Here is a 25004-nt window from a genome sequence, read left to right as displayed (position 1 = left end):
GTTGCTTCAGAAACCTCCAGGGTGATGGGTATATGCCAGGGTGCCTAATTGGGTGAACGGGTCCGCCACTCCTGGGCCACTTTATCCAAGGCATAGAACCGTTGCCAGAACCGATCGACCACCTTCGTGGGCAACACCTTCCGCATCACGAACAGCATCAGATCCCCCTGGGTGGCGGCCACGTAACGGGGGCGGGGGGTGCGATCGGTGATGGCCTGCAGGATCACCTCAGCCACCTGTTCTGAAGTCCAGGCCCGACTACTGGTTTGCTGCTCCAGGGTCTCTAGATTTCTAAAAGCAGCCGCATAGGGGGTTTTGAAGGGGTGGGGAATAATCTGCTGAATCTGTTCGGCCACCACCTGAAAGAAAGGCGTGGTAACTGGCCCCGGTTCAATCACACTAACCTGAATGTTAAACGCCTCCAGTTCCATCCGCAGGGCATCACTGAGAGCTTCCAGAGCGAATTTAGAACCACTGTAGAGGCCGCCAAAGGGGAAAGCAATCCGCCCCCCCAGGGAACTGACATTGAGAATGCGACCTCCTCCCTGCTCCCGCAGGGCAGGAATCAAAGCCTGGGTCAGCGCCAGGGGACCGAAGAGATTCACCTGAAACTGGTTTTGCACGGCAGCAGGGGGCATCAGTTCGATCGGTCCCATCTGGCCATATCCGGCATTATTGACCAATATATCCACCCGCCCAAATGTCTCCAAGGCAGTCCGGGCGAGAGCTTGAGCCTGCTCAATCTGTGCAAAATCGGTGGGCACCGGAGCAACCTCTGCCCCCGCTAGACGGCAGGTTTCAGCGATCGTCATCAACTTCTCGCGACTCCGGGCAGCCAGCACCAGGCGAATGCCTGGATAGCGTTTGGCCAGGACTTTTGCCAGGGCGGCCCCAATGCCGGTCGAAGCCCCCGTAATCAGAACCACCTGCTCAGGGAGGGGGAGGGAAATTGTCATCTTTACGCTACAGAGTTGCCGTACTAGAGGATGCTACCATCTGCGCTACTATGCTAGGTCTATATTTCTGGGGAAAGCAATAATTGGGATTTCCTGTCTTTTCTTACCTTATGCCCTGTGGGGAAACATGTATTTTGCGGGAATGCTGAGGGGGAAATACAGGTGTCCTGGAAGTCTATGTTCTCCACCCAAGTTGAGTCTGTGATTTCTGGTCTGCGGCAGCAATTCCAATTCCGGTTTAATGTTCGCCGATCGCTGGGGTTTCTGCTGGTGCTGGGCTTTTTCGTGAGTCTGGCGCTGCATGGCTGCAGTGGGGCTTCTAATAAGACATTACAGCCCCTCAAAGTGGGGATTACCACCTGGCCAGGCTTTGACATTGTGCTTTATGCCGAAGAAGCTGGATTATTCAAACAGCGAGGGTTGAATGTCGAACTGGTGCGGTTTGAAAACCAGCAGGATTCTTCTCGCGCTGTGATGCGAGGCTCCCTGGATGCGGCTTTTGCATCACTCTGGGATGTGGTACAGATTGATCCAGGCAACGACAAACCTGTGGTTTTGCTGGTGACGAATATCTCAGCGGGTTCAGATGGAATTGTGGCTCAGGCTCCCATCAAGTCGGTTAAAGATCTGCGGGGCAAGCGAGTCGGTGCGAAACTGGGAACGGTTAACCATTTAATTCTCCTGGAAGCCTTGAAACTGCATGGCCTCAAACCTGAGGAAGTTAAGATTGAGGACATTTCCAATGAAAGTGCTGTGCAGTTGATGGAGGAGAAACGCTTGGATGCAGCCGTGATCTGGCAACCTCTGCTGGGAGAAACCGCTCAGAAAATTAAGGGGAACATTGTCTTCACTACGAAGGAAGTAGACAGTTTGGTGATTGATACCTTCCTCAGTCGATCGACCCTGATGGCCTCGAAAAAAGCGGAGTTCACCCAATTTCTGGGGGCATGGTTAGATGTCATGCATGCGGTGGAGACCAAGCCATCTGAGGTTTTTGAAAAGGTAGGCAAGCGCCTGAACCAGGAACCAGCAGCTTTCGCCAGTGACTATGCTGGCCTTAAAAAAGGGGACATGGCCATGCAAAAGCGCATGTTTCAGTCTCAAAGTCGGTTGAAGGAAGCCATGGAACAGATGGGTCAGCTCCTGCAGGCAGATCCCCGGGCTGGCCGAGCCCTCCGGCAGGATATCGAAATCAACGGTGAACCCATCTCAACGGCGATCGAACAATGGAAATCTTGAAGAAACTACCCTGGATTGGCAATCAGAGTCTGTCCAGGCAACTCCTGCTGGGTTTTGGGGTCTCTCTGGCTACAGTGGGCCTGGGGACCCTCTGGATTAACTATCGTCTGATTCATCTGGATCTGGAAAAGCAGGTTCAGGCGAGGGCAGAATCGATTACCCAGTCCCTGGAATTTGCAACCGAAGGGCTGCTGGAACTGGAGCAACGGAGTACCTTGCGACGGGTGGTGCAGAATTATGCCACCCTGCCTGCCGTGATGGAGGTGGCGATCGTCAATCCAGACGGGCTGATTCTGGCCCACAGCCATCGGATGGACAAGAATCTTCCCTATCGATCTCTGCACCCAGAACTCCTGCAGACGATGAACCAGGCTTCGCAACAGGGGATCCCGACCACCCAGGAAATTGTCATCAATGATAAACCTGCTCTGGTTCAAGTTCTGCCCTTTACCAGTGTCCTGTTTGGCACCTCTGGAAAGCGAGGGCTGGCTATTGCGATCGTGGACCTGAAGCAAATGCAGCAAGAAGCGGGGAATACCTTCCTGGCCTCAACATTGACGCTGACTGCCGGGATTGTGATCATCCTACTATTCATGGGCATTTTGATTCGCCGCAATGTCTTGCGTCCCTTAGAAGGGCTGAACCAGGCGGTAATCGCGAGCAAGAAGACAGGCACTTTTACCGTACCCTCAGCCCTGCCTGCCAATGAAATCCAGTTTCTGGCAACCTCATTTCAGAAGACCTTCGAACTGGTGGAAGCCTATGACCAGTTGAAGGCTGAAATTACCCATCGTAAGCAAGTAGAAGCGGTGCTGAGAGACAGTGAAGCCAGGGAGCGGAATAAATCTCAAGAGTTAGAGGCCACCCTGACGGAGCTTAGGCAGGCTCAGACTCGCCTGGTGCAGAGTGAGAAAATGTCCAGTCTGGGGCAACTGGTGGCAGGGGTGGCCCATGAAATTAATAATCCAATTAACTTTATTCATGGCAATATCCACCATGCCGATCAGTACATGCAGGATTTAATGGATCTGCTGCAATTGTATGAGCAGTACTATCCTCAACCTGTGTCTGAGGTGCGAGATCGGTCTGAGGAGATTGATCTGCCTTTCCTGCGGACTGATTTGCCCAAACTCTTGTCTTCAATGAAGGTGGGAGCCGATCGGATTCGGGAAATTGTCCAATCTCTCCGCACTTTCTCGCGGTTGGATGAGGCTGAAGTCAAAAATGTGGATATTCACCAGGGCCTCGATAGTACCTTGATGATTTTGCACAATCGCTTGAAGGCAAAGTCCGATCATCCGGAGATTCAGGTAGTGAAGGACTATGGCAATTTGCCTCTGATCGAATGCTATGCTGGCCAGTTAAATCAGGTGTTCATGAATATTCTGGTGAATGCGATTGATGCCCTGGAGGAGTTTGGGCATCAGCGCCAGAAGATTGATCAGGATTCCCTGTCCCCTAAAATTACCATTCGCACTGAAGTTGTGGCCCCCCATCACATTGCGATTCATATTGCCGATAATGGACCGGGAATGCCCGAGGCTGTGCAAAAGCGGTTGTTTGACCCCTTCTTCACGACAAAACCTGTCGGTAAGGGGACAGGGATGGGCATGTCAATTAGCTATCAAATTATTACCGAGAAACATCAGGGCACGCTGCATTGCCATTCTGCTCCTGGTGAAGGCACAGAATTCACCATCCAGATTCCAGTACATCAGCCCAAACAACAGACTGGGACGCTGAATAGTTCGCGCAAGGCGACTGAAGGGGTTGTGGTTGAACCTCAGGTGGTTACTTCGAATGGATAAAAAACTTGCGATCGGGTTGAACCCTTTTTGAAGCTCCTCAGTCTTAAGTGCAGAACTGGAGAACTTGCTCATCACACTTAAGCAAAACGAGGTTATGCCCTATGTTCAAACACTTCAGACCCGGATTACGTGGACTGGTTGGTTTGGCAATGCTGATGGCGATCGTCGCCGGAACCCTTAGTTTAGGAACAGGGCCAGCCAGCGCCCGCGATCGGGACAACAATCCACCGGGTCAGGTCGGTGGTCCCGGCACTAACTGGGAAAATCCCCGTGGCCCTGTGGGAGGTCCAGGAGCCAGCCCCAATCGTCCACATCGGTAGCACCTATCCAGCCAGGCCCCATCCAGTAACGTCCCGACTGAAGATGGGAATACTGCAGGTAGAGTGTTGCCTCACTTAGACGAAGGGAGTCCCACGGGTGGATGCATTAATGGATGATCAGTCCGCTGGCCAGTCTGATAATCGTCCTGATAATTATCTGGTCCAGCTCTGTTTAAAAGGAGATCGTCAGAGCTTTCGTCAGCTCTATCGTCGTCACCAGCAGCGGGTTCGGTCCATTCTTTACCAACTCTGTGGGTCTTCTACCCTGGATGATTTGGTTCAGGAAGTTTTCCTCCGGGCCTGGAAAGGGTTACCCCAGTTTCGCCAGAGTGCCAAGTTTGCCACTTGGCTGTATCGCATTACCTGGAATGTGGCCTCCGACCAGCGCCAGTCCTTTGCTCAGGGGCGATCGCGGCTGCAGATGATCACCAATATGGCGTCTGTCCAGCACGAAGGGCCGGATCTGATGCATCTCCACTATCAGGATCTGGTACAACGGGGGTTAACCCATCTCAGTCTGGAGCATCGCAGTGTGCTGGTGCTTCACGATTTGGAAGAAGTTCCCCAGAAGGAGGTTGCCGAGGTTCTGGGAATTCCAGTGGGTACGGTAAAATCTCGGTTATTTCATGCCCGTGCTGCCATGCGGCAGTTTTTAGAGAAAGAAGGAGTCCAGCCATGACTCAATTGCCTGAGAATGATCAGCGTCTAACGGCTTTTCTGCGGCAGCATCGGCCTGATGTGCCTCCTGGTGCACCCGATCTGGAGGACCGGATCATGGCGGCTCTGGAGGCACCTCCTCATCGCTCTGGAACGGTTGCCCTGCTGGAACGTCCCCCAAAAGGTCCACGATCGGTCCAGCGACCCCGTCCCCTTACCCGGCCTGCATGGTGGCTGGTGCCGCCTGCGATCGCCGCCAGTTTACTGGTTGCCTTAATCACCTATCGGACAACGCCCCCCCCCCAACCCAACTCAGAAGATCTGACCCAATTGGAAGCGTTTCTGGAAAAGAACTGGAATGGGGCGGTTTACGATGATACGTCAACCATGGAGTTCTTTCCCCCAGAAGACTCCCAGAATAATTCCGACTCTTAAAAGCAGGTGATTTCAATGTTTTTACCTCGTGTATTGGCCCTGACCAGTGTTTTGCTGTGCTTGGGGGCACCCACAACCCTAGGGCAATCGCTCCCTTTGCCTACCGAGGTTGAGGCTCCCCTGTTGTTGGCTCAGCGTCGTCCTGCCGGAGGCATCCTCAAAGAGCTGAACCTTTCCCAGTCTCAGATTCAGCGGATGCAGGCCATTCGCAACCAGTACAAAAGCCAAATTGCCCAGAAACGGGAAGTCCTCCAGCAGGCACAACGCGAACTACGTGGTCTGATGGCAGGAACCGCTTCCAAAGGGCAGGTTCTGGATAAATTTCGCCAGGTCGAGAGCCTGCGTCAGCAACTGACCGAAATCCAGTTCAACAGTATGCTCGACATCCGCGACATCCTGACCCCAGAGCAGCGGCGCAAATTTGCTGAAATTATGCAAAACCGCCGCGACAATCGATCGGACTTCTAGCAAATTCTCCGTGCCTCTGCGGTTAATTTCCTCCCCAACCCCCCCATATGCCCCCAAGATACTGGATCATCACCCTTCTCCTGATATGCGGCACATCATTCTCCGCCCAGGCAGCCAGCCAACCTGCCGATCCCCAGGTCCTGCATGTGTTGAATCGCCTGGGGTATGGTCCCCGCCCTGGAGATATAGACCGGGTAGCCACGATCGGAGTCAAACGCTACATCCAGGAGCAGCTATCCCCCGACTCTATCCAGGAACCCGCCACCCTGACTGCAAAACTGACCCAATTGGAAACCTTGAAACTCCCCCCCACCCAGTTAATCCAGAGTTTCCGGTTAGCCCGCATGCAGCGCCAACAGGGACAATCCGCCACTGCAAATCTGCCCCGGCAGGTGCTGGAAGAGGCCATGACAGCACGACTTCTGCGGGCGATCGACAGCCCCCGCCAGCTTCAGGAAGTGCTGACCGACTTCTGGTATAACCACTTCAACGTCTTTGCCGGGAAAGGACTGGACCGGGTTTTGGTAGGCTCCTACGAACAACAGGCGATCCGTCCCCATACCTTGGGACGCTTCCGCGATCTTCTGGAGGCCACCGCTCGCCATCCAGCCATGCTGTTTTACCTGGATAACTGGCAGAATACAGCCCCCAATAGCTCTGGGGCCCGTGGCCGCTTCCGGGGGTTAAACGAGAACTATGCCCGTGAATTGATGGAACTCCATACGCTGGGGGTGAAAGGAGGATACACCCAGCAGGATGTGATTGCCCTGGCTCGTATCCTGACTGGATGGGGGTTCTGCCGTCCCAACCAGCCAGAGGCAGTGACTAACAACGGATTTTGCTTTGAAGCCCAACGCCATGACTTTGGGGATAAGGTCTTCCTCGGACAAACCATCAAAGGAAGCGGTATTGCCGAAGTAGAAACAGCCCTGGACATCCTGGCCCGCCATCCAGCCACTGCCCGCCACATCAGCTACAAACTGGCTCAGTATTTTGTCGCCGATCGGCCTCCTCAGACCCTGGTCGAACGCTTAACCCAGCGGTTTCAGGCCACCGATGGTGATCTGCGGGAAGTTCTGCGCACCCTGTTCCAGAGTCCAGAATTCTGGGATACCCAGTCCTATGGAGCCAAGTTTAAGACACCCTATCAGTACGTGGTGTCTTCGCTGCGGGCCACAGGCACAGACCTCCCCAACTTCCGACCGATCCTGGGGCAGTTGCAGCAGATGGGCATGCCCCTCTATGGCTGCCAGACTCCCGATGGCTACAAGAACACTCAGGACGCCTGGTTGAATGCCGATGCCATGACCCGTCGCCTCAATTTTGCTACGGTCCTAGCTAGCGGTCGCCTGCCCGCATTATCGGCGGGTATTAAGGCCAGCGGGAAGCCTGTTCCATCCGTAGATGGGATCCGTCTGGCCCAAACCCTGGGCGATCGGTTTTCACCGAATACCACCACTGCGATCGCCCAGAGTCCACCCCAGCTCCGGGCGGCACTGATTCTCGGTAGTCCTGAGTTTATGAGGCGCTAATCCATGCACAGACGCCAGTTTCTTCAACAAACAACTCTGGGTGCCACGGCGACGATCGTAACGGTCGGAGTCCAGGGCTGGGCCTACCGTAGTCCAGCCCAGACAGCTAAGCCCAAACGTCTGATTGTCGTCTTCCTGCGGGGAGCGGTGGATGGTCTGAGCGTGGTTGTCCCCTACAGGGAGACGGCCTATTACGAGGCCCGTCCCCGGATTGCCCTGCCCCGTCCTGGTGGGGAGGGCAGTATTCTCCCGTTAGATAAACGTTTTGGGCTCCATCCTGCCCTGCGATCGCTGTTTCCCCTCTGGCAACAGCGCAGTCTGGCCTTTGTCCAGGCCTGTGGTTCCCCCGATGCCACCCGTTCCCACTTCGAGGCTCAGGACTACATGGAGACAGGTACACCCGGGATCAAAACCACCCGTGACGGTTGGATGAACCGGTTGATGGCCACCCTGCCGGGTCGTAGCCCCGTCCGAGCTGTGAATGTCGGGAGTACCACACCCCGGATCCTGAGTGGGCCGATGACAGTGGCCAGTCTGCCCACAGGTCGGAATGCAACCCGGCTCACGCCTCTGGATCGCTCCCAGATCAGGACGGCCTTCGATCGGCTTTACAATGGCAAAGATACCCTCAGTCAGGCTTACCAGGAAGGCCAACTAGCCCGCCAGGAAATCCTGAAGGAGTTACAGGCTGATATGCAAATGGCCGACAACGGGGCTCCTGGGGCAGCAGGCCTAGCTGGGGATGCTCGCCGGTTGGCCCGCCTGATGGTACGGGATCCCCAGGTACAACTGGGCTTTCTGGCCGTGGGAGGCTGGGATACCCATGTGAATCAGGGAAGCAGTAAGGGCCAGTTAGCCACCCGATTGAACTGGCTGGCCCAGGGGCTGGCCACTCTAGTGGAGGAACTGAAGCCCATTTACGGGGAAACCGTGATTCTAGTGATGTCAGAATTTGGTCGAACCCTGCGGGAGAATGGAAATGGGGGGACGGATCATGGCCATGGCAATGTTCTGTGGGCTATGGGGGGACCGATCAAAGGGGGGCAGGTTTATGGTCAGTGGCCTGGTCTGGCAACGGCCCAATTGTATGAAGGTCGGGATCTGGCCATCACCACAGATTTCCGATCGGTGCTCAGCCCTCTGTTACAGAACCATCTGGGCCTGGATCAGGCGCAACTGGCCCAGGTTTTCCCAAAATATGGCTTCGATCAGTCAGTCAAAATCATGTGATGGGGTCAATGACCACCTACCTTTACCTGCATGGATTTGCCTCTGGCCCTCGATCTGCGAAGGCTCAATATTTGGCAAATCGCTTCACTGAGTTGGGTCTTGCCCTCCAGATCCCAGATTTGAATCAGGGGGATTTCTCCCACCTGACCCTAACCCGTCAGATTCAGCAGGTAGAAGCCGAATTGCCAGTCACCCCAGTGACTCTGATTGGTTCCAGTTTTGGAGGGCTGACGGCGGCTTGGCTGGCCCAGCGCCAGCGCCAGGTAGAGCGGCTGGTGCTACTGGCTCCCGCCTTTCAGTTCTTGGATCACTGGTTGCCCCGCCTGGGCGCGGCCCAGCAACAACTCTGGGCAACAGAAGGTTATCTGTCAATTTATCACTACATTGAACAGAGTAGGCTCCCCCTCCACTATGGGTTTATGACTGATGCCCAGCAGTATCGGGATGAGGACCTGCAGCGATCGGTGCCAACCCTGATTCTGCATGGCCGATCGGATGACACGATTCCGATTGCCGCCAGTCGTCGGTTTGCATCTGCCCGCCCCTGGGTCACCTTAATGGAACTGGAGAGCGACCATGGGCTGACCGATGTGATCGCTTCCATCTGGATAGAGATTCAGAAATTCTGTGCTTTGGCACAAGTTATGTAGCTTGTGGCAATAAAAGGAGAGCATCCCAGTTTTGCAAGGTTGCCCACCCAAGGGGAAGCCGCTGCGCGTCTACATCCCCCAGCCCCTTCTCCCTTTTTGGGAGAAGGGGAGCCAGATTCAAAGTCCCTCTCCCGTTCTGGGAGAGGGATTTAGGGTGTAGCTTGCTTCCCGCAGGGTGGGCTACAAAAGTGGGATGCACTCAATAAAAGAGCTTGCGGAAACAAAGTCAGATATAAAGCAGTCCCGTTTGATTACCAATGCACTTAAAACTGCAATGCCATTCACAATATTTACTAACAAAGTCCACTCAGAGGCGTTCGACCAGTAAAAACCAGCATAAGTCAAGAGTTTTACTGGATAATGAGGAGTACCAGTTCCACCGGCCTGTGCTTTTTTAAACACCTGTACGATCGCCTAGCGGACGCTTCGGTATCAGGATGATGAGCCTGATCAAGGAGTACTTGGTAGCACAACATGTCTCAAGGAAAGGATTTAATGCGAGCACTGCTGATCTATCCCCTGTTTCCGAAAACCCTCTGGTCCTACGAAAAGATCCTGGAATTGGTTGACCGGAAGGTATTGCTTCCTCCCCTAGGCCTGATCACGGTGGCGGCAATTTTACCTCAGGACTGGGAGTTCAGGCTGGTCGATCGCAATGTGCGATCGGTGACGGAGGAAGAATGGGCCTGGGCTGATATCGTCATCTTCTCCGGCATGATTGTTCAGAAGGAAGACATGATTGCCCAGGTACAGGAAGCAAAGCGACGGGGTAAGCGGGTAGCTGTAGGCGGCCCATATCCCACCTCTATTCCTGCGGATATGGAGATGGCTGGGGCAGATTTTCTGATTCTGGATGAGGGGGAAATCACCTTGCCAATGTTTGTGGCAGCCCTGGAGCGCGGTGAAAGCCGGGGCGTCTTTACGGCCAATGGGGAGAAACCCGATGTCACCACGACGCCCATTCCTCGCTACGATTTGCTGGAAATGGCTGTCTACGACTCAATGTCGGTGCAATTTTCCCGAGGCTGCCCCTTCCAGTGCGAATTCTGCGACATTATTGTGCTTTATGGGCGCAAACCCCGAACTAAAAATCCATCCCAACTGATTGCCGAACTGCAGTGCCTGTATGATTTGGGCTGGCGTGGTGGCGTCTTTATGGTGGATGACAACTTCATTGGCAATAAGCGAAATGTCAAGCTGCTGCTGAAGGAATTGCAAGTCTGGCAGCGGGAGCACCAGTATCCCTTCCGATTTGACACAGAAGCCTCCCTGGATCTGGCTGAAGACGATGAGATGATTGATCTGATGCTGGCCTGCAACTTTGCAGCCGTGTTTATGGGGATCGAAACGCCGGATCAGGATAGTCTCTCTCTGACCAAGAAGTTTCAAAATACCCGCTCTCCCTTGCTGGAGTCGATCGACAAGGTGACCCGAGCGGGATTGCGCGTGATGGCCGGATTCATCATCGGCTTTGATGGGGAGAAGTCGGGGGCTGGTCAACGGATTGCGGAGTTTGCTGAACTGACGGCCATCCCTACCACCACGTTCTCCATGTTGCAGGCCCTGCCCCATACGGCCCTCTGGCATCGGCTCAAGAAAGAGGGGCGGCTGTGGGCTGAGGATAGTCTGCTGAATCAGACGAGTTTGATGAACTTTGTCCCAACTCGACCGGTGGAAGAAATTGCTCGGGAGTATGTGGAGGCGTTTTGCCAGCTCTATGAGCCGGTGCAGTATCTCGATCGGGTCTATCGCTATTTCTTGAAGCTGGGGGCACCCAGAGTCCAGCCTGCACCTAAGTGGCCAGAATGGGTGATGGTGCGGGCCTTGCTGCTGGTGTGCTGGCGGCAGGGGGTGGTGCGGAACACCCGCTGGAAGTTCTGGCATCATCTGGCCCATATTCTAATTGCCAACCCGAAGGTTGCCGAACAATATCTATCTGTTTGTGCCCATAATGAGCATTTCCTCGAATATCGAGAAATTGTGAGGCAGCAGGTTGAGGCCCAACTGGCTGCTTATCATCAGGCGCAAGCCCAAGAGGCCCAACAGCTTGCTCCCGTGAAAGTGACCGTTTAGTGCCTTGATGCATGAGGGTGTAAATTGAGGGTGGGGAGGGTAAAGCCCCCACCTTCTTTGCTTGCGGAGGCTAAACGGGCAAAATCCAGGACTGCCAATCGTTGGGTCGAGTAGACGATCTCCATTGATTATGCCTGGGTAGCGCTGTTTCGCTCCTCGTGCTTCTGGGAAAGGCTATAACGGTATTCGATCAGCTCTCAATTTGTGATAGCGGATGTCTAAGAACTTAGGCAGAATCAAAAAGACAGCATCTGTTGCAACGCCATTAGAACAGCAACTGGATCTGGGTCTGCATGAGCCTGAGCAACAAGAGGAACAGATCTTATCGTTTCGAGACTTGGGCTTGCAAAAGAAGTACTCCACCTATCGAGATAATCCCTATACAGAGTTTTATCTCCCAGTTTTGGGCCATGCTGTGCAGTACGATCGCAAGTCCGGTCACTTTTCCAGCGCCAATTTGAGCCGAGTTGCCCAGGGTCTGGAGTTGTTGCTAGACCATCCGGGCAAAATGCGCTTGCTGATGAGTTATCCATTCAACGATCGGGATTACCGGGAGATTGTCGGTGCTTATAAGCAGTACCATGGCAGTCGAGCGGCTAAAAAGTCAACGAAGTCTTCCCAGGAAGAGACTTTAGACGAGACATGCTTAGATACTGCACAAGCCTTACTGGTAGAGAATCTTCTGAAGACGCTACAAGAACCTGAAAATTCTTTTCAGGAGGATCAATTAAAGATTTTGGGCTTACTGGTTAAACAGAACCGTCTGGACATTCGGATTGCGATTCCAGTCAGTCCAGATGGCTTTCTGAATCCCAGTTATGACCAGTTTCATGAAAAGGTGGGAATTTTCACAGATGGTGTAGGCAATAAAATCGCCTTTAATGGTTCCAATAATGAAGCCCTGGCCGGTTGGGAGCGAAATCTAGAATCCTTCCATGTGTTTTGTAACTGGAAGCGGGGCGATCAGGAGCGGGTTCAAACTGAAGTCAAAGACTTTGAAGAGATGTGGACCAACAAACTTTATGAAATCGTGCTGGTACTGGAATTACCTGACGCTGTTTGCCAGAGATTGATGGCCTATGCGGAAACTCCACCAGAACCACCAGAGCCGCTGCTAGAATCGCCTCCCAGAAGATCAATGCGTCAGGTACACAAAATGGTCAGATAGGTTTCGGAAGGACCGATCGGCAATAGCCGCAATTTTTGTCGTTGCAAATCCAGTTCCAGGCCCAGGGCTTCCAGAGGAATCACACCCAGGAGGGGATTTCTGCCTGCAGGTAACTCCAGACATTCGAAGGTGCCTTCCCGTCCCAGACAGGAAATTTTGGCATCCTGAAACACTCGCGCTCGACTGATGCCTCTGGCTGTTTCCACTTCTACTTCTTTCAACAGCTCCAGGCCCAGGGTGGCGATGATATCAGCGGGCAGGCAGAGGGTGGTGGCTCCGCTGTCCACCAGCACGTTGTTCAGCGTGATAGAGCGGACTTGGCTGGCCGTAATGTAGTGGTTCGTAGCTAAAGCTTCATCAAAACGATTGGTCACGGTTAAAGTTGTGATGATTTTGCCCATGGAATTCTCGGCAGCATGTACCATAGCGATGTCTCCTGGCTAATCTACTTCTAATATGCCAGGTTTCTAATCCGCTGAACCAATGAGAAGATTCCTGAGATTCGCTGTACTGGGGCTTGCGATCGCCCTCCTCCTGTTTGCTATGAAGACTGTTCAGGCTGCTCCATCTCTATTTGTAGCCTATCCTCCCAATAACCATGAAACGACAGCCAGCCGGATTTTTCTCATTGGTACGGCTCCGCCCCAGCAACCGGTTCTGGTGAATGGTCAGCCCATTCCCCGTAGTGCGGCTGGTCACTTTGCCCCCAGTTTTCCTCTGAAACTGGGAGATAATCTGTTCATCCTCAGTTCTGGCAGCCAGGATCTGGCGTTGAAGGTGATTCGTCAGTCCACTGCTCCTGTGTTACCCCAGGGATTGGGATTTGCTCCGGATTCCCTGATGCCATCGGTGGATCTGGCCCGTCTGCCTGGGGAAGTGCTGTGTTTCAGTGCGATCGCGCCGGTTAATGGAACGGTGGCCGTGCGTCTGGGTAGCCTGACCCTGCCGTTGAAGCCCCAAGCTCAGACGGTTAACCTGCCGCCAAACTCTGCCGTGCTCACCCAGCAGGAGCACCCTGCCGTTACAGTCACCCCAGGGAAGTACCAGGGCTGTACCCGCATGGCAAGTCCCGGTCAGTTGGGACAGCCGGAGTATCAACTGACGATCGAGGGCAAGACCGTGACTCAAGTCGCTGCTGGAAATGTGGAAGTTCTGGCTCCAGAACAATTTGAAGTCATTGAGGTCACGGCAGAGAATGGGGTGGCCCGCACCGGCCCCAGTACGGATTATTCCCGTCTGACACCCCTACCCCAAGGGACTCAGTCTACGGTCACTGCCAGGGAGGGAACCTGGGTGCGATTGGATTACGGCGGCTGGATTAACCGCAAGGAGATCCGCACTCTGCCAGGAACTGCGCCACCGATCTCCCTGATTCGTGGTGTGCGAGCCCAGGCCATCCCTGGCTGGACTGAAATCCGGTTTCCTCTCCAGGTGCCTGTCCCTGTCAGCGTCAACCAGGACGATCGCAGTTTTACCCTCACCCTCCATAACACCACAGCTCAGACCGATACCATTCGCCTGGATGACGGTCCCCTGATTGCCCGCCTGGACTGGCAGCAACGGACTCCGGATCAATTGCAGTACACTTTCCAGTTGAAACCCCGACAACAGTGGGGCTACAAACTGCGCTACGAGGGCACCAGCCTGGTCCTGTCTCTGCGGCATGGCCCAGAATTACGGGGAGGCGGCAAGGGGCCACTCACAGGAACCAAAATTCTGCTGGATCCAGGGCATGGCAGTGCCAATGACCTGGGGGCCAGGGGACCTACAGGCTATCCGGAAAAGGATGTGACCCTGATGATGGCAAAGCGGCTGCGACAGCAGTTGGTTAACCGAGGGGCGACGGTGATCCTGACCCGCGAGGGGGATGAGGATTTGTTCCCGCAGGATCGGGTGGTGATGATCCAGAATCTGGAACCCACGATCGCCCTCAGCCTTCACTACAACGCCCTGCCCGACGAGGGAGATGCCCTCAAAACCAAAGGTGTGGGCACCTTCTGGTATCATCCTCAGTCTCACAGTCTGGCGGTGGCGCTGCACAATCACCTGACACAACAGTTAAACCGTCCTTCCTATGGCGTGTTCTGGAATAATCTGGCCCTGACCCGTCCAGCGGTAGCTCCTTCAGTGTTGCTGGAACTGGGGTTTATGATTAACCCGGATGAGTTTGAGTGGATCATCGATCCTCAGGAGCAGCAGAAACTGGCGGTGGCCCTGGCTGATGGGATTGTGCGGTGGTTTCAGGATAGCCCAGCTAAAATCTGACTCGTTTGGTGTGGAGTGATGACCCTTTACTGTAGCCAAAATCATACTAATCAACCGGGAAGCCGTTTCTGCTCCATCTGTGGTGAGCGACTGCCTCAGGCTCCGATCGGGGTAGTTACCCTGGGGATGGTGCTGGGCGATCGCTACCGAATTTTGCAGGAATTGGGTCGGGGGGGGTTTGGCCGCACCTATCTGGCAGAGGATATTAACCGCTTCAATGAAAAGTGTGTTCTCAAGCAGTTTGCCCCCCAGGTGCATGGAGAAGAGGCTCTCCGCAAGGCCCAGGAATTGTTTTCCCGCGAGGCAGGGGTGCTTTACAAGCTGCAGCATCCCCAGATTCCTCGGTTTCGGGAGCTGTTTCAATCCAGCGATCGGCTTTTTCTAGTGCAGGATTATGTTGCTGGTCCCACCTATCGCAATTTGCTCATGACGCGCAAAGGGCAGGGGCAGCACTTCCACGAAACCGAGATTACCCAATTGCTGGTGCAGATCCTGCCTGTGCTGCAGTACATCCATACGTTGGGCGTGGTGCATCGGGATATTGCACCCGATAACCTGATTTGCCGGGAGGGGGATCGACAACCCATCCTGATTGACTTTGGCGGAGTGAAGCAGGTGGCTGCTGTGGTGGCTTCCCACCTCGTGGGTCAACAGGGTCCCCCTCCTTCAGCGACGCGCCTGGGCAAGGTGGGGTATGCGCCGCCAGAACAGATGCAGTTTGGCATGGCTTCACCCCACAGCGATCTTTATGCCTTGGGGATGACCAGTCTGGTCTTGCTAACTGGCCAGGAACCTCAAGACTTGCTGGATGGCCGAACGCCCCTCTGGCAATGGCCAGAAGTGGCTGGTCTTAGTCCATCTCTGCAGGGGATCCTGACTAAAATGCTGGCCGATCGTCCAGGCGATCGCTACTCCTCCGCTACGGATGTTTTGCGAGATTTAGAGGGGGAAGCTGGGGGGCCTGCAAATCCAGGGATCCCGTTTCCACTCCGGCCACCGCCCTATACTCCAACCCAGGCTACCCGGGCAACACCAGTTGCCTCAAGGAAGATCACCCAACCTCGTCAGGGCGTAGGGCTTGTGGGGATATTGTGGATGTTGGTGACGATCGGCGCAGTGGGGGTTGGAAGCTGGTGGGCCATGAGACGGGCGATCGAGACCAGTCAACCGCCTAAGATAGGCCCCTCGCCCAGCCGTTCTCCCTCAGTGAAGCCTACTGTTTCTCCCTTCTCCAAGGAAGAACAGGCTCGGAAGGAAGCCCTGGGGCATCGTCGCACAAAACTGGGCATTGCCTACGATTATCTGGTCCAGGCTGTTAATCCAATCTTCTATCGGCAACACCCCGATCTGGGGGGGCGTCAGTTGAGCACAGGACCAGAAGATGCGGATCTGCGTCGTCAGTGGGATGAGACTGCCCACAAATTTCTGACCCAGTTGGCGGGGTTGCGTCCGGAGTCGCGGGCAAAACTGGGCCAGTTTACCGCAACCGACCTGAACCGCTGGAAAGACATCATCAACAAGCTCAATCTCAGTCAGCGTGCCCTTTACGACCTGACGGACATTCAGTTTTTTGAACTGTTTCCCGATCAACGGGACCAGAAGTTTATTGACCAACCGATCGGCCAGGTCTGGTATGCCATCGCCGCCGATTATGTGGTGGCGCTCCAATCCGGCAAGGCCCTGGAAAAAGTTCAGTTCGACAACGCAGCTTACGACAAGCAACTGAAAGGAACGCTAGAACCGGGTGAGGGGAAAGCCTATATCGCTTTTCTGACGCAGGACCAATTGGTGCGCCTCAGCCTGCAGGTCAGCCCTAAAGTGCTGCTTTCCTTCTATCCGCCGACCCGCGATCGACCCGCGCTGCTGCAGCGATCTACGGAAAGGGCCTGGTCAGGCACTCTGAACCAGTCTGGTTTTTATGAAATTGTCCTGGTCTCAACTGCAGGCGAAGCCCTGGCCTACCAATTGGATCTCGCTGCAGATAATGTCACAACATCCCCATCTCCTGAACCGTCCCCCTCATCCCAAGACCCGACAATGGAATTAGTCAATTGAGGCTCCCTCCTCAATTGCGGCCTGCAAAACCTGCGCCATGAAATACTACGACTGTAGTATAATTTGATGATGATCAACCCTGCCTCTACCTACAATCTGATTCTGCCTGCAGGGACGCAGATTGTGTCTCGCATTGAGCTGAAAACAGCCCTGGGGGAAGTATCCTGTCTAAAGGGGGCAGTGGGGGTAATTGTGCAGGCTCCTACGGATAACTCCCACGCTTACCAGATTCGGCTTCCGGATGGAACGGAGGTGAGGCTGCGACGACATGAGTTCAGTATCCGGAAGCATTTTCAGCAGGTGGATTGGGCTCGATCGAATGATCCCCTGACTGAGTACAACCTGTTTGATGCGGTGATCTATCGGTGTGTGGTTGGTTCCAGGGCCTATGGGTTGGATCATGCAGCGTCGGATACCGATCGCCGGGGCATTTACCTGCCCCCCGCTGATCTGCATTGGTCTCTGTATGGCGTACCAGAACAACTGGAGCAACAGGAAACCCAGGAGTGCTACTGGGAATTACAGAAGTTTTTGATTTTGGCGTTGAAGGCCAATCCGAATGTGCTGGAGTGCCTCTATACCCCGCTGGTGGAGACAGCCACTCCCCTGGCGCAGGAATTATTGGCCATGCGGTCCATCTTCCTCTCCCAACTGGTCTACCAGACCTATAACAGCTACGTCATCTCTCAGTTCAAAAAAATGGAGCAGGACCTGCGGGTAAGTGGCACGATCAAGTGGAAACACGCCATGCACCTGATCCGACTATTACTCTCGGGCATTACGATCCTGCGAGAGGGGTTTGTGCCCGTGCGGGTGGAAGCTTACCGGGATCGCTTGCTGGCGATTCGGAACCAGGAAATTCCCTGGAAAACGCTAGATGAGTGGCGACTGAATCTGCATCGGGACTTCGATCGAGCTTTTGCAACCACGGACCTGCCCGAACGGCCAGATTATGGCAAGGCCAATGCCTTCCTGATTCGCGCTCGCCGCCAGATGGTCCCATGAACTTTCCCCCTGGTTTAACCGAGATCGCAACACACCAGCCCTACCCGTTGCTGTTTGCCACCCTGAGCGGAGCCCATCTCTATGGCTTCCCCTCTCCCGATTCCGACTACGATCTCCGGGGGGTGCATATTCTGCCCTTAGGGGAAGTGGTGGGTCTAGTGACCGGCCCAGAGACGATCGAGCATTCAACCCGACGGGATGGAATTGACCTGGATCTGGTCACCCACGAGGTACACAAATTCTTCCGGCTCCTGCTGCGGCGCAACGGTTACGTGCTGGAGCAGCTCCTCTCGCCCCTAGTGGTCCAGACGACGCCTGCCCATCAGGCCCTGGTTGCGATCGCCCCGGCCTGTATCACTCGGCATCACAGTCATCACTATCTGGGCTTTGCCCAAACTCAATGGCGATTATTTGAGCGGGAACAGCCCCGGCGGGTGAAGCCATTGCTCTATGGGTACCGGGTGCTGTTGACAGGGATTCACCTGATGCAGACAGGGTCAGTGGAGGCCAATCTGGCTATGCTGAATGAGCAGTTCCAGTTGCCCTACATTCCCGAACTGATTGAGCGTAAAGTGACTGGGGCGGAGAAGTCTCTGCTGCCAGAAGCTGACCTGGCCTTCCATCAGGTGGAGCACGATCGGCTGTGCCAGATCTTAAAAGAGGCTGCAGCCAGAAGTCACCTGCCGGAAGAGCCCGTGGCCCGTCAGGCCCTGCACGAGTTATTGGTCCAACTCAGATTGGGCAAGGTCTAAAATCTGACATCTTCCTGCATGACCCCATCTTCCAAGTGGGCCACCCGATCGGCAATGTCCACAATGCGGGGATCATGGCTGACCATCAGGACAGTACAGCCCTCTTCCTTGGTCAATCTCCGCAGCAATTCCATGACGGCATGACCACTCTTAGAGTCTAGGGAGGCGGTGGGTTCATCGGCCATGATCAGTTGGGGATGGCCAGCCAAGGCCCGGGCGATCGCCACACGCTGTTTTTGTCCACCAGAAAGCTGCCGGGGCAGGAGTTTTCCCTTATCTGCCAGATCAACATGCTCCAGCAAGTCCTGAGCTTGCAGACGGGCTTTACGACCCCAGACCCCCTTCAAGTTCAGGGAGGATTCGATATTTTCCAGGGCAGTCAAGGCTGGGAATAAATTGAAATCCTGAAAGATAAATCCAATATGCTGCCGCCGAAACTGGGACAGGCGTCGCCGAGACATGCTGGTAATTTCCTGATCCAGCAGATAGACCTGGCCCTGCGTGGGCGTGAGCAACCCGGCCAGCACGGAAAGGAGGGTCGTCTTTCCTGAGCCGGAAGGTCCCATCAGGAGTTGGATGTCACCCTTGCGAATTTCCCAATCAACGCCTTTCAGAATACGGAGATCCTGACCGCCAGAAGACAGGACAACCTCAATGCCTGCAGCCACGATCGTATTGGTTGCTGCTAGCAATGGATTTGATGTTGCACCACCCGTGGGGAACACGCCTGGAATGGGCTTTTCGGTTTCAATTACAGAATCTGTCATCTATTCAAGTGTAGGTGAAAAGGGATTCAGGATACGTAGCCGTCGGCACTCAACGTCTAGGATTTGAAAACAATCGCCGGATCAACCCGGGTGACTTTTTGGATGGCAAACACAGCAGAAGCAACACACATCAGAACCGTGATTCCGAAAACAGTTACAGCAGAGGTGGGGGTAATCAAAATCAACAAGCCCTGGGTGGCTGCTGTCCAACTGGCTACCCCTGAACAAATAGCAATACCAGGGACGTAACCCAGAATGGCCATCCAAAGGGCCTGTTCAATAATCAGACTGTAAATAAACCAGTTCGAGGCCCCCATCGCTTTCAAGGTTCCAAATTCCTTCAAATGGTCTGAGACGGAAGAGTAGAGAATTTGCCCCACAATCACGATGCCAACAATAACCCCGACCACAGCGCCTAACCCCAGAATGAAGCCAATACCGGAGCGCTCTTGCCAGAAGATCTGTGTTTTTTGCGAGATTTCAGCCCGGGTATAGGCTTTAGTATCGGGCAGCGCCAAGTCTAGCCGCTGTTTCAGCCGGTTCAGGTCCTGCCCTGGTTTGGCCTTAATCAGCACATAGCTGATTGGATCCTCGGCTTTCAAGGGTTTGGGGCTGGGCGGAGAGGCAGGATTGGCTGGTGGAGACGAGTTCGTGTAAGTGTTAGCATTCTGCAAGGAAGTGAACACTAAATTGTCAAACACGATAATTTTGGTTCCTTCCGTCAGCCCGGTAATTGTAGCCGGGTAGCGATTAATTTTTCCAATCCCCCCTTTGTCCTTGACATTCAGGCCATTCAGATTGGTTTTATCCGTAATGATCGTGTAGGGTTGCCGCAGGTCGTCAAAGCTACCGGATACGGGAATCAAAGGGGAAAAGAGTAACCCATTGGGCGTTGCTCCAATCAGGGTAATTGAAGAAATCTTGTCTTCAGCGGGTTGTTTCCAGAGGGTGCCACGGATAAGGATGGCTTCAGCCGTTTCAACGCCAGCCAGTTTTCGGGCTTTAGTGAGGTTGTCATAGGGAATGGTCAGAGTTAAGCCCAGATGCTCCATGTTCTCTGACCCAACCCAGATATCCGCTCTCGATTGGTCAATCAGCATAGAGGAGGACTGATTAAACCCACCCTGTAGCCCTGTTTGAATGGTGACTAGGCTGACTGCGAACATGATCCCAGCCTGGGCAACAAGAAAGCGAGGAATATCCTCTAATAAATTCTTGCGGGCGATCGAGGCCATTGACTTCTCTCCTCACAACAAACAGAGCACCATGGGCCAGGGCTATCGGTCGGGGGCGGAACTAGGCTCAAGAAGCAGTTAGAAGATTGCTCTTTCCCATGGCATCCTAGGGTTACGGACAAATTTTGTATAACTTCTTAACTTAATATTACCCGCTACTCTGTCCGATCACCCACTACTTGTCTTTCTGAATACAAGCGACCTTTCCAGGTTCCCCCTGCACCTCGCCAGTGCCTCCAGGCTGAGTCCAGAGTCATGAGGTTGTAGAGAACCGCGATCGCAGGCAAGCAAGCCGCTAACCAGAAGGGGCAGCCATAAAGTTGAATCATCGGCCAGTAGGCATAAGACATGAGTAACCAGCCCACAAAGCCGATCGCTGCCAGGAGCCAGGAACCAGTCAGGCTACCCACGATCGCGGTGAAGGGAGGGATCACATAAACCAGGGTCATTCCTATTATCGTTCCCAATAACAGAAGGGGAGAATAACCCAATTGGGTGAAAGCCGTTCGGGCGACCATCTCCCAAATGCTGGAAAGGGAGTCATAGGGGCGCAGACTCTGGGTCGAACGGCTCAGACCCAGCCAGATCCGGTTTTCGCCGGGAGTGGCTTTGACGGCTTTAGCCAGGGTGCAATCGTCAATCAGGGCCTGACGCACGACTTCCATGCCACCGATTTTTTCCAGGGTGGTGCGGCGGATCAGGATGCAGCCCCCGGCAGCACCAGCCGTTGGATGGGCAGGGTCATTAATCCACCGAAAGGGGTAAAGCTTCTGGAAAAAGAAGACAAATGCTGGAATGAGAAATTTTTCCCAAGCACTTTTGCAGCGGAGCAACACCATGATGGAAGTCAGGGAAAGCTGGTGGTCGCAGGCCCTGGCGACCAGATGCTGCAGATTTTCGGAGTCATGTTGAATGTCTGCATCGGTTAGTAACAGGTAGTCTGGTGGCGATGGGAGGGTTTGAGCCCGCCGGACGCCCTGTTCCAAGGCCCACAATTTGCCTGTCCATCCGGGGGGTAAGGGCTCCGCTGCAAGAACTGTGAGCTGGTCACTCCGGTTCAGGCTTTGGGCCACCTGGCGGGCGACCTCCCCTGTGCCATCGTGGCTGTGATCGTCAATCAGGAAGACGGAAAAATCACCGGGATAGGACTGGGATAGGAGCGATCGCAGGGTGATGGGCAGCAACTCTGCCTCATTCCGGGCCGGAACGATGGCACAAATCGAAGGCCAGGGGTCAGGCAGGGGAGAAGTTGCCTCCAGCATCTGGTCCGTTCTCCAGAACTGGCCCCGAAAGGCCAATAGCCAGACCCAAATCATGACGGATAGCATAGCCAAGCCTAACCCAATACCCATCTCATACCCACTTGATGATTGTGATTTTGATGCAGATGTTGCCTGCAACACCTGCATGGATCGTCAACTTCAGAAAACATTACAATGATTTGTCACAAAAATCTGTATACAAATGGATTTAGTGATTTGTCCTGATGAACAGAATGCCTGTACGCTATGAAACGCCGATTTAACCTTGCTATTACTGGGAGTAACGGCCCCATTCTGCTCCTCGCTTGCAGTTCTATTTTGCTCGTGATCATCCTGACAATTTATACCGTTTTTGAACGTAACCGAGTTGTCCGGCTTACGATCGCAGCAGGGTCTCAAACGGGAGAGAGTTACCAGCTCAGTCAGGCTTTGGCTAAAGTTGTAGCCAGACACAGGCCCAAAATTCAAATCCAGGTCCTGGAAACGGAGGGAACGATCCAGAGTTTGGAAGTTCTGCAATCCGGAAAAGCTCAGATGGTGGCAGCCCAGGCTGATATTCCAGCCCCAGAGGTAGCCCGGTTGGTCACATTTCTATTTCCTGATCTGTTTCAACTGGTTGTGACGGAAAAGTCTGGCATTGGCCAGGTACCTGACCTCCAGGGAAAGCGGGTAGGATTACCCCCCAAAGGGGGTGGGCAGTATGCGTCCTTCCTGTTTCTCGCTGACCACTACCGGCTGAATCCGGAGGATCCCCTTTTTTTGCCCATGCCCAGTGAAACGATCGCTGATGAAGCCTTTCGCAAAAAACAGGTCGATGCTATTTTTCGGGTTCGCCCTCCTGGGAATCGATCTATCCTGGAACTAGTCCAAAAGCACGGGGGGCGATTGATTGCGATCGATCAGGCGACTGCGATGAAAATCAGGAAACCGACGATCGATACCGCATTTGTTCCCAAGGGCGCTTATCAGGGTAGTCCTCCAATTCCAGCTACCGATCTGCCCACAGTTGCGGTGCAACGGTTGCTGTTAGCCCATCGAGATGTTGATCCAGAAGTGGTCAAAGAGATTACGGCTGTGATGTATGAACATCGCCAGGATCTGATGAATGAAATGCCGCTGGCTGCTTATATCACCCCTCCAAATGGTACGGCGGCAACCAGTATGCCAATTCATCCTGGAGCCCAGGCTTACTATGATAAAGACAAGCCCTCCTTTTTCCAGGAAAATGCGGATTTTCTGGGGTTGATCCTGTCTCTCATCCTGCTAGGCTGGTCGGGGCTGTCCTGGGCTAAATCCAGGTTGGAGCAGGGGCGCAAGGATGAGGCGGATGGGTTTATTCGGCAGGTGACGACGCTGATGAATAAACCTCGCACAGCAACGACGCGGCAGGAACTCCGGAAGATTCTGGCTACGGCTGTGAATGCCCTGATCGAGGAAGAAATCTCCTTAGAAGCATTTCAGTCTTTCCGGGTGGTCTGGCAGATTGCCATGGATGACCTGCGGGATCAGGAGGCAATCGCCCTGCAGCAAGCCTCCCGCAGTCGGATGTCTCCGCCCCCGGCCTAGAGACGTTGCAGGCAACGCTTTACGGGCCTAGCTGCGTTGGTCCCAGGCCTGGGCTGCGTCTGTGATCGCTTGATCTACGGTCTTCTGATCCAGCATGGCAGCCTGCAGGTTCGTGTAGATGAGCTTTTGCAGAAGTTTGATATCTTTCACCGCTGGCACCAACACTTCTGCATTTTTCATTTGACTGGCGCTGACGGCGCGGGCCTGATCAACAGGAGACGCATTAGCAGGTTGTTTTGTGAAGTAACTATCTTGTAAAGCCTTCACCGTGGAAGGGAGCACATTGGCAGCTTTGGCGAAGGTGAGCTGGTTCTCGTTGTTCGTGACAAACAGGGCAAACTTGAGGGCAGCATCCGGATGTTTGGTGCTTTTAGGAATCACCAGGTTCATCACAGCCACGTTTTTCTTCCCAGTTTCACCGGTAATTTGAGGGGCAGAGGTAGAGACCTGAGCGATCGTGGGGGCATTCTTCGCGATCGAGTTCAAAAATTCCGGTCCTGAAGCCAAAATAGCGGTTTCCCCAGCCTGGTATAACTCGATCGCCTGGCGATGTCCTTGAGTCAGGGCTTCCCGAGGGAGCAGGCCAGTCTTGTAGAGATCGGTCCAGTATTGAAAAACGGCTTTCCCTTTGGGGGTATTGAAGGCTGCTTTCCCATTCGGATCTAGCAGATCAACCCCCATCTGGACAAAGGATTCCAGAACTTCACCAGAATCTTCTGGGACAACCGTCGCAAAAAAGGCGTACTTGCCAGTTTTGTCCTTAATCTGTTTGGCAACCTGGGCCAACTCACGGTAGGTGGCGGGGGGTTGATTGACACCCGCCTGTTTGAACAGTTCCCGATTGTAGATGGCCACTCGGGCTGTGAGATACCAGGGGAGGCCAAAGGTTTTGCCACCGATGGTGCTGGCTTTCCAGATATTGGGTAAATAAGCCTGTTTCTCGGCAGGACTGACCTTTTCATCCAGGGTTAGCCAGGCGTTACGAGCGGCCAGTTCAGAAGCGAAACCAGGATTCAGATTGACCACATCAGGAGCGGTGTTGGCAGCTACAGAGGTGAGGATCTTACTTTCCATGGCGGCCCAGGGTACATCTAACCAGCGAACTTTGACCTCTGGATTTTGCTTTTCAAAGGTAGCAATCAGCGTCTGGAAATAGTCTGTAAATTGGGGCTGGAGTTGCATTGTCCAGAACTCAATTTCCTGCTTGCCAGAGGTAGGCCCCTGACCCGATCCAGATGGATTGCCACCACAGCTAATCATCCAGCTCATTAACAGTCCCAGGAGGGCAAATATGCCGAATCGCTTCCAGATTTTCATTTTGAATGGGTCGTACTTTTTTATTGACACTTGCTGATTAGAAGACTACCTTATACTGGTTTCCCATTTTATGGGTCAGATACTGATTCCTATCAGATTGCATGTGCACCTGGGTGTAAAGGAGAAAAGCGACCCAGGGCGATTTGCTTAATGGTATGGAATGGGTACCTGATATTAATGATATGGTCGGTTTCAGCTTGTTCTGAAATGGAACGGTCTGTCTGCGATCGAAAAGCTGGGTAAC

At 53.9% G+C, this 25004-nt stretch carries 22 protein-coding genes; 16 read left to right on the top strand and 6 right to left on the bottom strand.

Annotated elements, in window-relative coordinates:
- Positions 1-44: 44 nt before the first annotated feature.
- On the bottom strand, positions 45-956 hold the full coding sequence (locus BST81_RS15270) for an SDR family oxidoreductase (RefSeq protein ID WP_075599360.1): 912 nt from the start codon (positions 954-956) through the stop codon (positions 45-47).
- A gap of 177 nt (positions 957-1133) precedes the next feature.
- Between BST81_RS15270 and BST81_RS15265 the strand changes: the two genes are divergently transcribed.
- The 11 genes from BST81_RS15265 (at position 1134) to BST81_RS15220 (ending at position 12536) form a co-directional block, all read left to right on the top strand.
- Positions 1134-2195 carry an ABC transporter substrate-binding protein gene (locus BST81_RS15265; protein WP_075599359.1) on the top strand — a complete coding sequence of 354 codons (1062 nt, stop codon included), beginning with the start codon at positions 1134-1136 and terminating at the stop codon, positions 2193-2195.
- Positions 2183-4003: an ATP-binding protein gene (locus tag BST81_RS15260; RefSeq protein WP_075599358.1), complete on the top strand. Its 1821-nt coding sequence runs from the start codon at positions 2183-2185 to the stop codon at positions 4001-4003. The genes BST81_RS15265 and BST81_RS15260 overlap by 13 nt, the downstream gene beginning before the upstream one ends.
- Before the next feature lie 101 nt (positions 4004-4104).
- Positions 4105-4323, top strand: a complete 219-nt coding sequence (locus tag BST81_RS27580) for a hypothetical protein (RefSeq protein ID WP_143780357.1) — start codon at positions 4105-4107, stop codon at positions 4321-4323.
- 109 nt (positions 4324-4432) lie between these two features.
- The gene (locus BST81_RS15255; RefSeq protein WP_075599357.1) at positions 4433-5002 is read left to right on the top strand and encodes a sigma-70 family RNA polymerase sigma factor; all 570 of its coding nucleotides are present in this window, start codon (positions 4433-4435) and stop codon (positions 5000-5002) included.
- The gene (locus tag BST81_RS15250) at positions 4999-5415 is read left to right on the top strand and encodes a hypothetical protein (protein ID WP_075599356.1); all 417 of its coding nucleotides are present in this window, start codon (positions 4999-5001) and stop codon (positions 5413-5415) included. Before BST81_RS15255 ends, BST81_RS15250 begins: the two co-directional genes overlap by 4 nt.
- Before the next feature lie 15 nt (positions 5416-5430).
- Positions 5431-5883, top strand: coding sequence for a Spy/CpxP family protein refolding chaperone (locus BST81_RS15245; protein ID WP_075599355.1), 453 nt, complete (start codon positions 5431-5433; stop codon positions 5881-5883).
- A gap of 47 nt (positions 5884-5930) precedes the next feature.
- The gene (locus tag BST81_RS15240) at positions 5931-7415 is read left to right on the top strand and encodes a DUF1800 domain-containing protein (RefSeq protein ID WP_075599354.1); all 1485 of its coding nucleotides are present in this window, start codon (positions 5931-5933) and stop codon (positions 7413-7415) included.
- A 3-nt stretch (positions 7416-7418) separates the two neighbouring features.
- Positions 7419-8645, top strand: a complete 1227-nt coding sequence (locus BST81_RS15235) for a DUF1501 domain-containing protein (protein ID WP_075599353.1) — start codon at positions 7419-7421, stop codon at positions 8643-8645.
- 8 nt (positions 8646-8653) lie between these two features.
- Positions 8654-9295, top strand: coding sequence for a YqiA/YcfP family alpha/beta fold hydrolase (locus BST81_RS15230; protein ID WP_083636886.1), 642 nt, complete (start codon positions 8654-8656; stop codon positions 9293-9295).
- A gap of 495 nt (positions 9296-9790) precedes the next feature.
- Positions 9791-11368 carry a B12-binding domain-containing radical SAM protein gene (locus tag BST81_RS15225; RefSeq protein ID WP_075599351.1) on the top strand — a complete coding sequence of 526 codons (1578 nt, stop codon included), beginning with the start codon at positions 9791-9793 and terminating at the stop codon, positions 11366-11368.
- Positions 11369-11582: 214 nt separating this feature from the next.
- On the top strand, positions 11583-12536 hold the full coding sequence (locus BST81_RS15220; RefSeq protein ID WP_075599350.1) for a hypothetical protein: 954 nt from the start codon (positions 11583-11585) through the stop codon (positions 12534-12536).
- On the opposite strand, the gene BST81_RS15215 is transcribed toward BST81_RS15220, so the two are convergent.
- Positions 12512-12961: an aspartyl protease gene (locus BST81_RS15215; protein ID WP_075599349.1), complete on the bottom strand. Its 450-nt coding sequence runs from the start codon at positions 12959-12961 to the stop codon at positions 12512-12514. The genes BST81_RS15220 and BST81_RS15215 overlap by 25 nt on opposite strands.
- Positions 12962-13079: 118 nt before the next feature.
- Between BST81_RS15215 and BST81_RS15210 the strand changes: the two genes are divergently transcribed.
- The 4 genes from BST81_RS15210 to BST81_RS15195 all read left to right on the top strand — a co-directional run bounded on the left by BST81_RS15210 (position 13080) and on the right by BST81_RS15195 (position 18613).
- Complete coding sequence (locus BST81_RS15210) at positions 13080-14801, top strand: N-acetylmuramoyl-L-alanine amidase (RefSeq protein WP_253188314.1); 1722 nt, start codon at positions 13080-13082, stop codon at positions 14799-14801.
- An 18-nt stretch (positions 14802-14819) separates the two neighbouring features.
- A complete protein-coding gene (locus tag BST81_RS15205) occupies positions 14820-16856 on the top strand; it encodes a serine/threonine-protein kinase (protein ID WP_075599347.1) in 2037 nt (678 codons plus the stop codon).
- Positions 16857-16922: 66 nt separating this feature from the next.
- Positions 16923-17861: a nucleotidyltransferase domain-containing protein gene (locus BST81_RS15200; protein WP_253188313.1), complete on the top strand. Its 939-nt coding sequence runs from the start codon at positions 16923-16925 to the stop codon at positions 17859-17861.
- Positions 17858-18613, top strand: a complete 756-nt coding sequence (locus BST81_RS15195; protein WP_075599346.1) for a nucleotidyltransferase domain-containing protein — start codon at positions 17858-17860, stop codon at positions 18611-18613. Before BST81_RS15200 ends, BST81_RS15195 begins: the two co-directional genes overlap by 4 nt.
- Here BST81_RS15195 and BST81_RS15190 read toward each other — a convergent pair.
- The 3 genes from BST81_RS15190 to BST81_RS15180 form a co-directional block, all read right to left on the bottom strand.
- A complete protein-coding gene (locus BST81_RS15190; RefSeq protein WP_083636885.1) occupies positions 18610-19380 on the bottom strand; it encodes an ABC transporter ATP-binding protein in 771 nt (256 codons plus the stop codon). The two genes, BST81_RS15195 and BST81_RS15190, sit on opposite strands and share 4 nt — an antisense overlap.
- Before the next feature lie 56 nt (positions 19381-19436).
- Positions 19437-20615 carry an FtsX-like permease family protein gene (locus BST81_RS15185; protein WP_075599345.1) on the bottom strand — a complete coding sequence of 393 codons (1179 nt, stop codon included), beginning with the start codon at positions 20613-20615 and terminating at the stop codon, positions 19437-19439.
- A 155-nt stretch (positions 20616-20770) separates the two neighbouring features.
- Positions 20771-21967 (bottom strand): glycosyltransferase, encoded by a 1197-nt coding sequence (locus BST81_RS15180; RefSeq protein WP_075599344.1) that lies wholly within the window; start codon positions 21965-21967, stop codon positions 20771-20773.
- Between the two features lie 156 nt (positions 21968-22123).
- On the opposite strand from BST81_RS15180, the gene BST81_RS15175 reads away from it, so the two are divergent.
- Entirely contained in the window at positions 22124-23443 is a 1320-nt protein-coding gene (locus BST81_RS15175; RefSeq protein ID WP_083636884.1) for a TAXI family TRAP transporter solute-binding subunit, read from the top strand.
- 27 nt (positions 23444-23470) lie between these two features.
- On the opposite strand, the gene BST81_RS15170 is transcribed toward BST81_RS15175, so the two are convergent.
- Positions 23471-24760, bottom strand: coding sequence for a sugar ABC transporter substrate-binding protein (locus BST81_RS15170; RefSeq protein ID WP_075599343.1), 1290 nt, complete (start codon positions 24758-24760; stop codon positions 23471-23473).
- Positions 24761-25004 lie beyond the last annotated feature (244 nt).

Source organism: Leptolyngbya sp. 'hensonii', assembly GCF_001939115.1.
GTDB lineage: Bacteria > Cyanobacteriota > Cyanobacteriia.
Note: the sequence above shows the minus strand (reverse complement) of the source record. Positions and strands in the feature narration are given on the sequence as shown.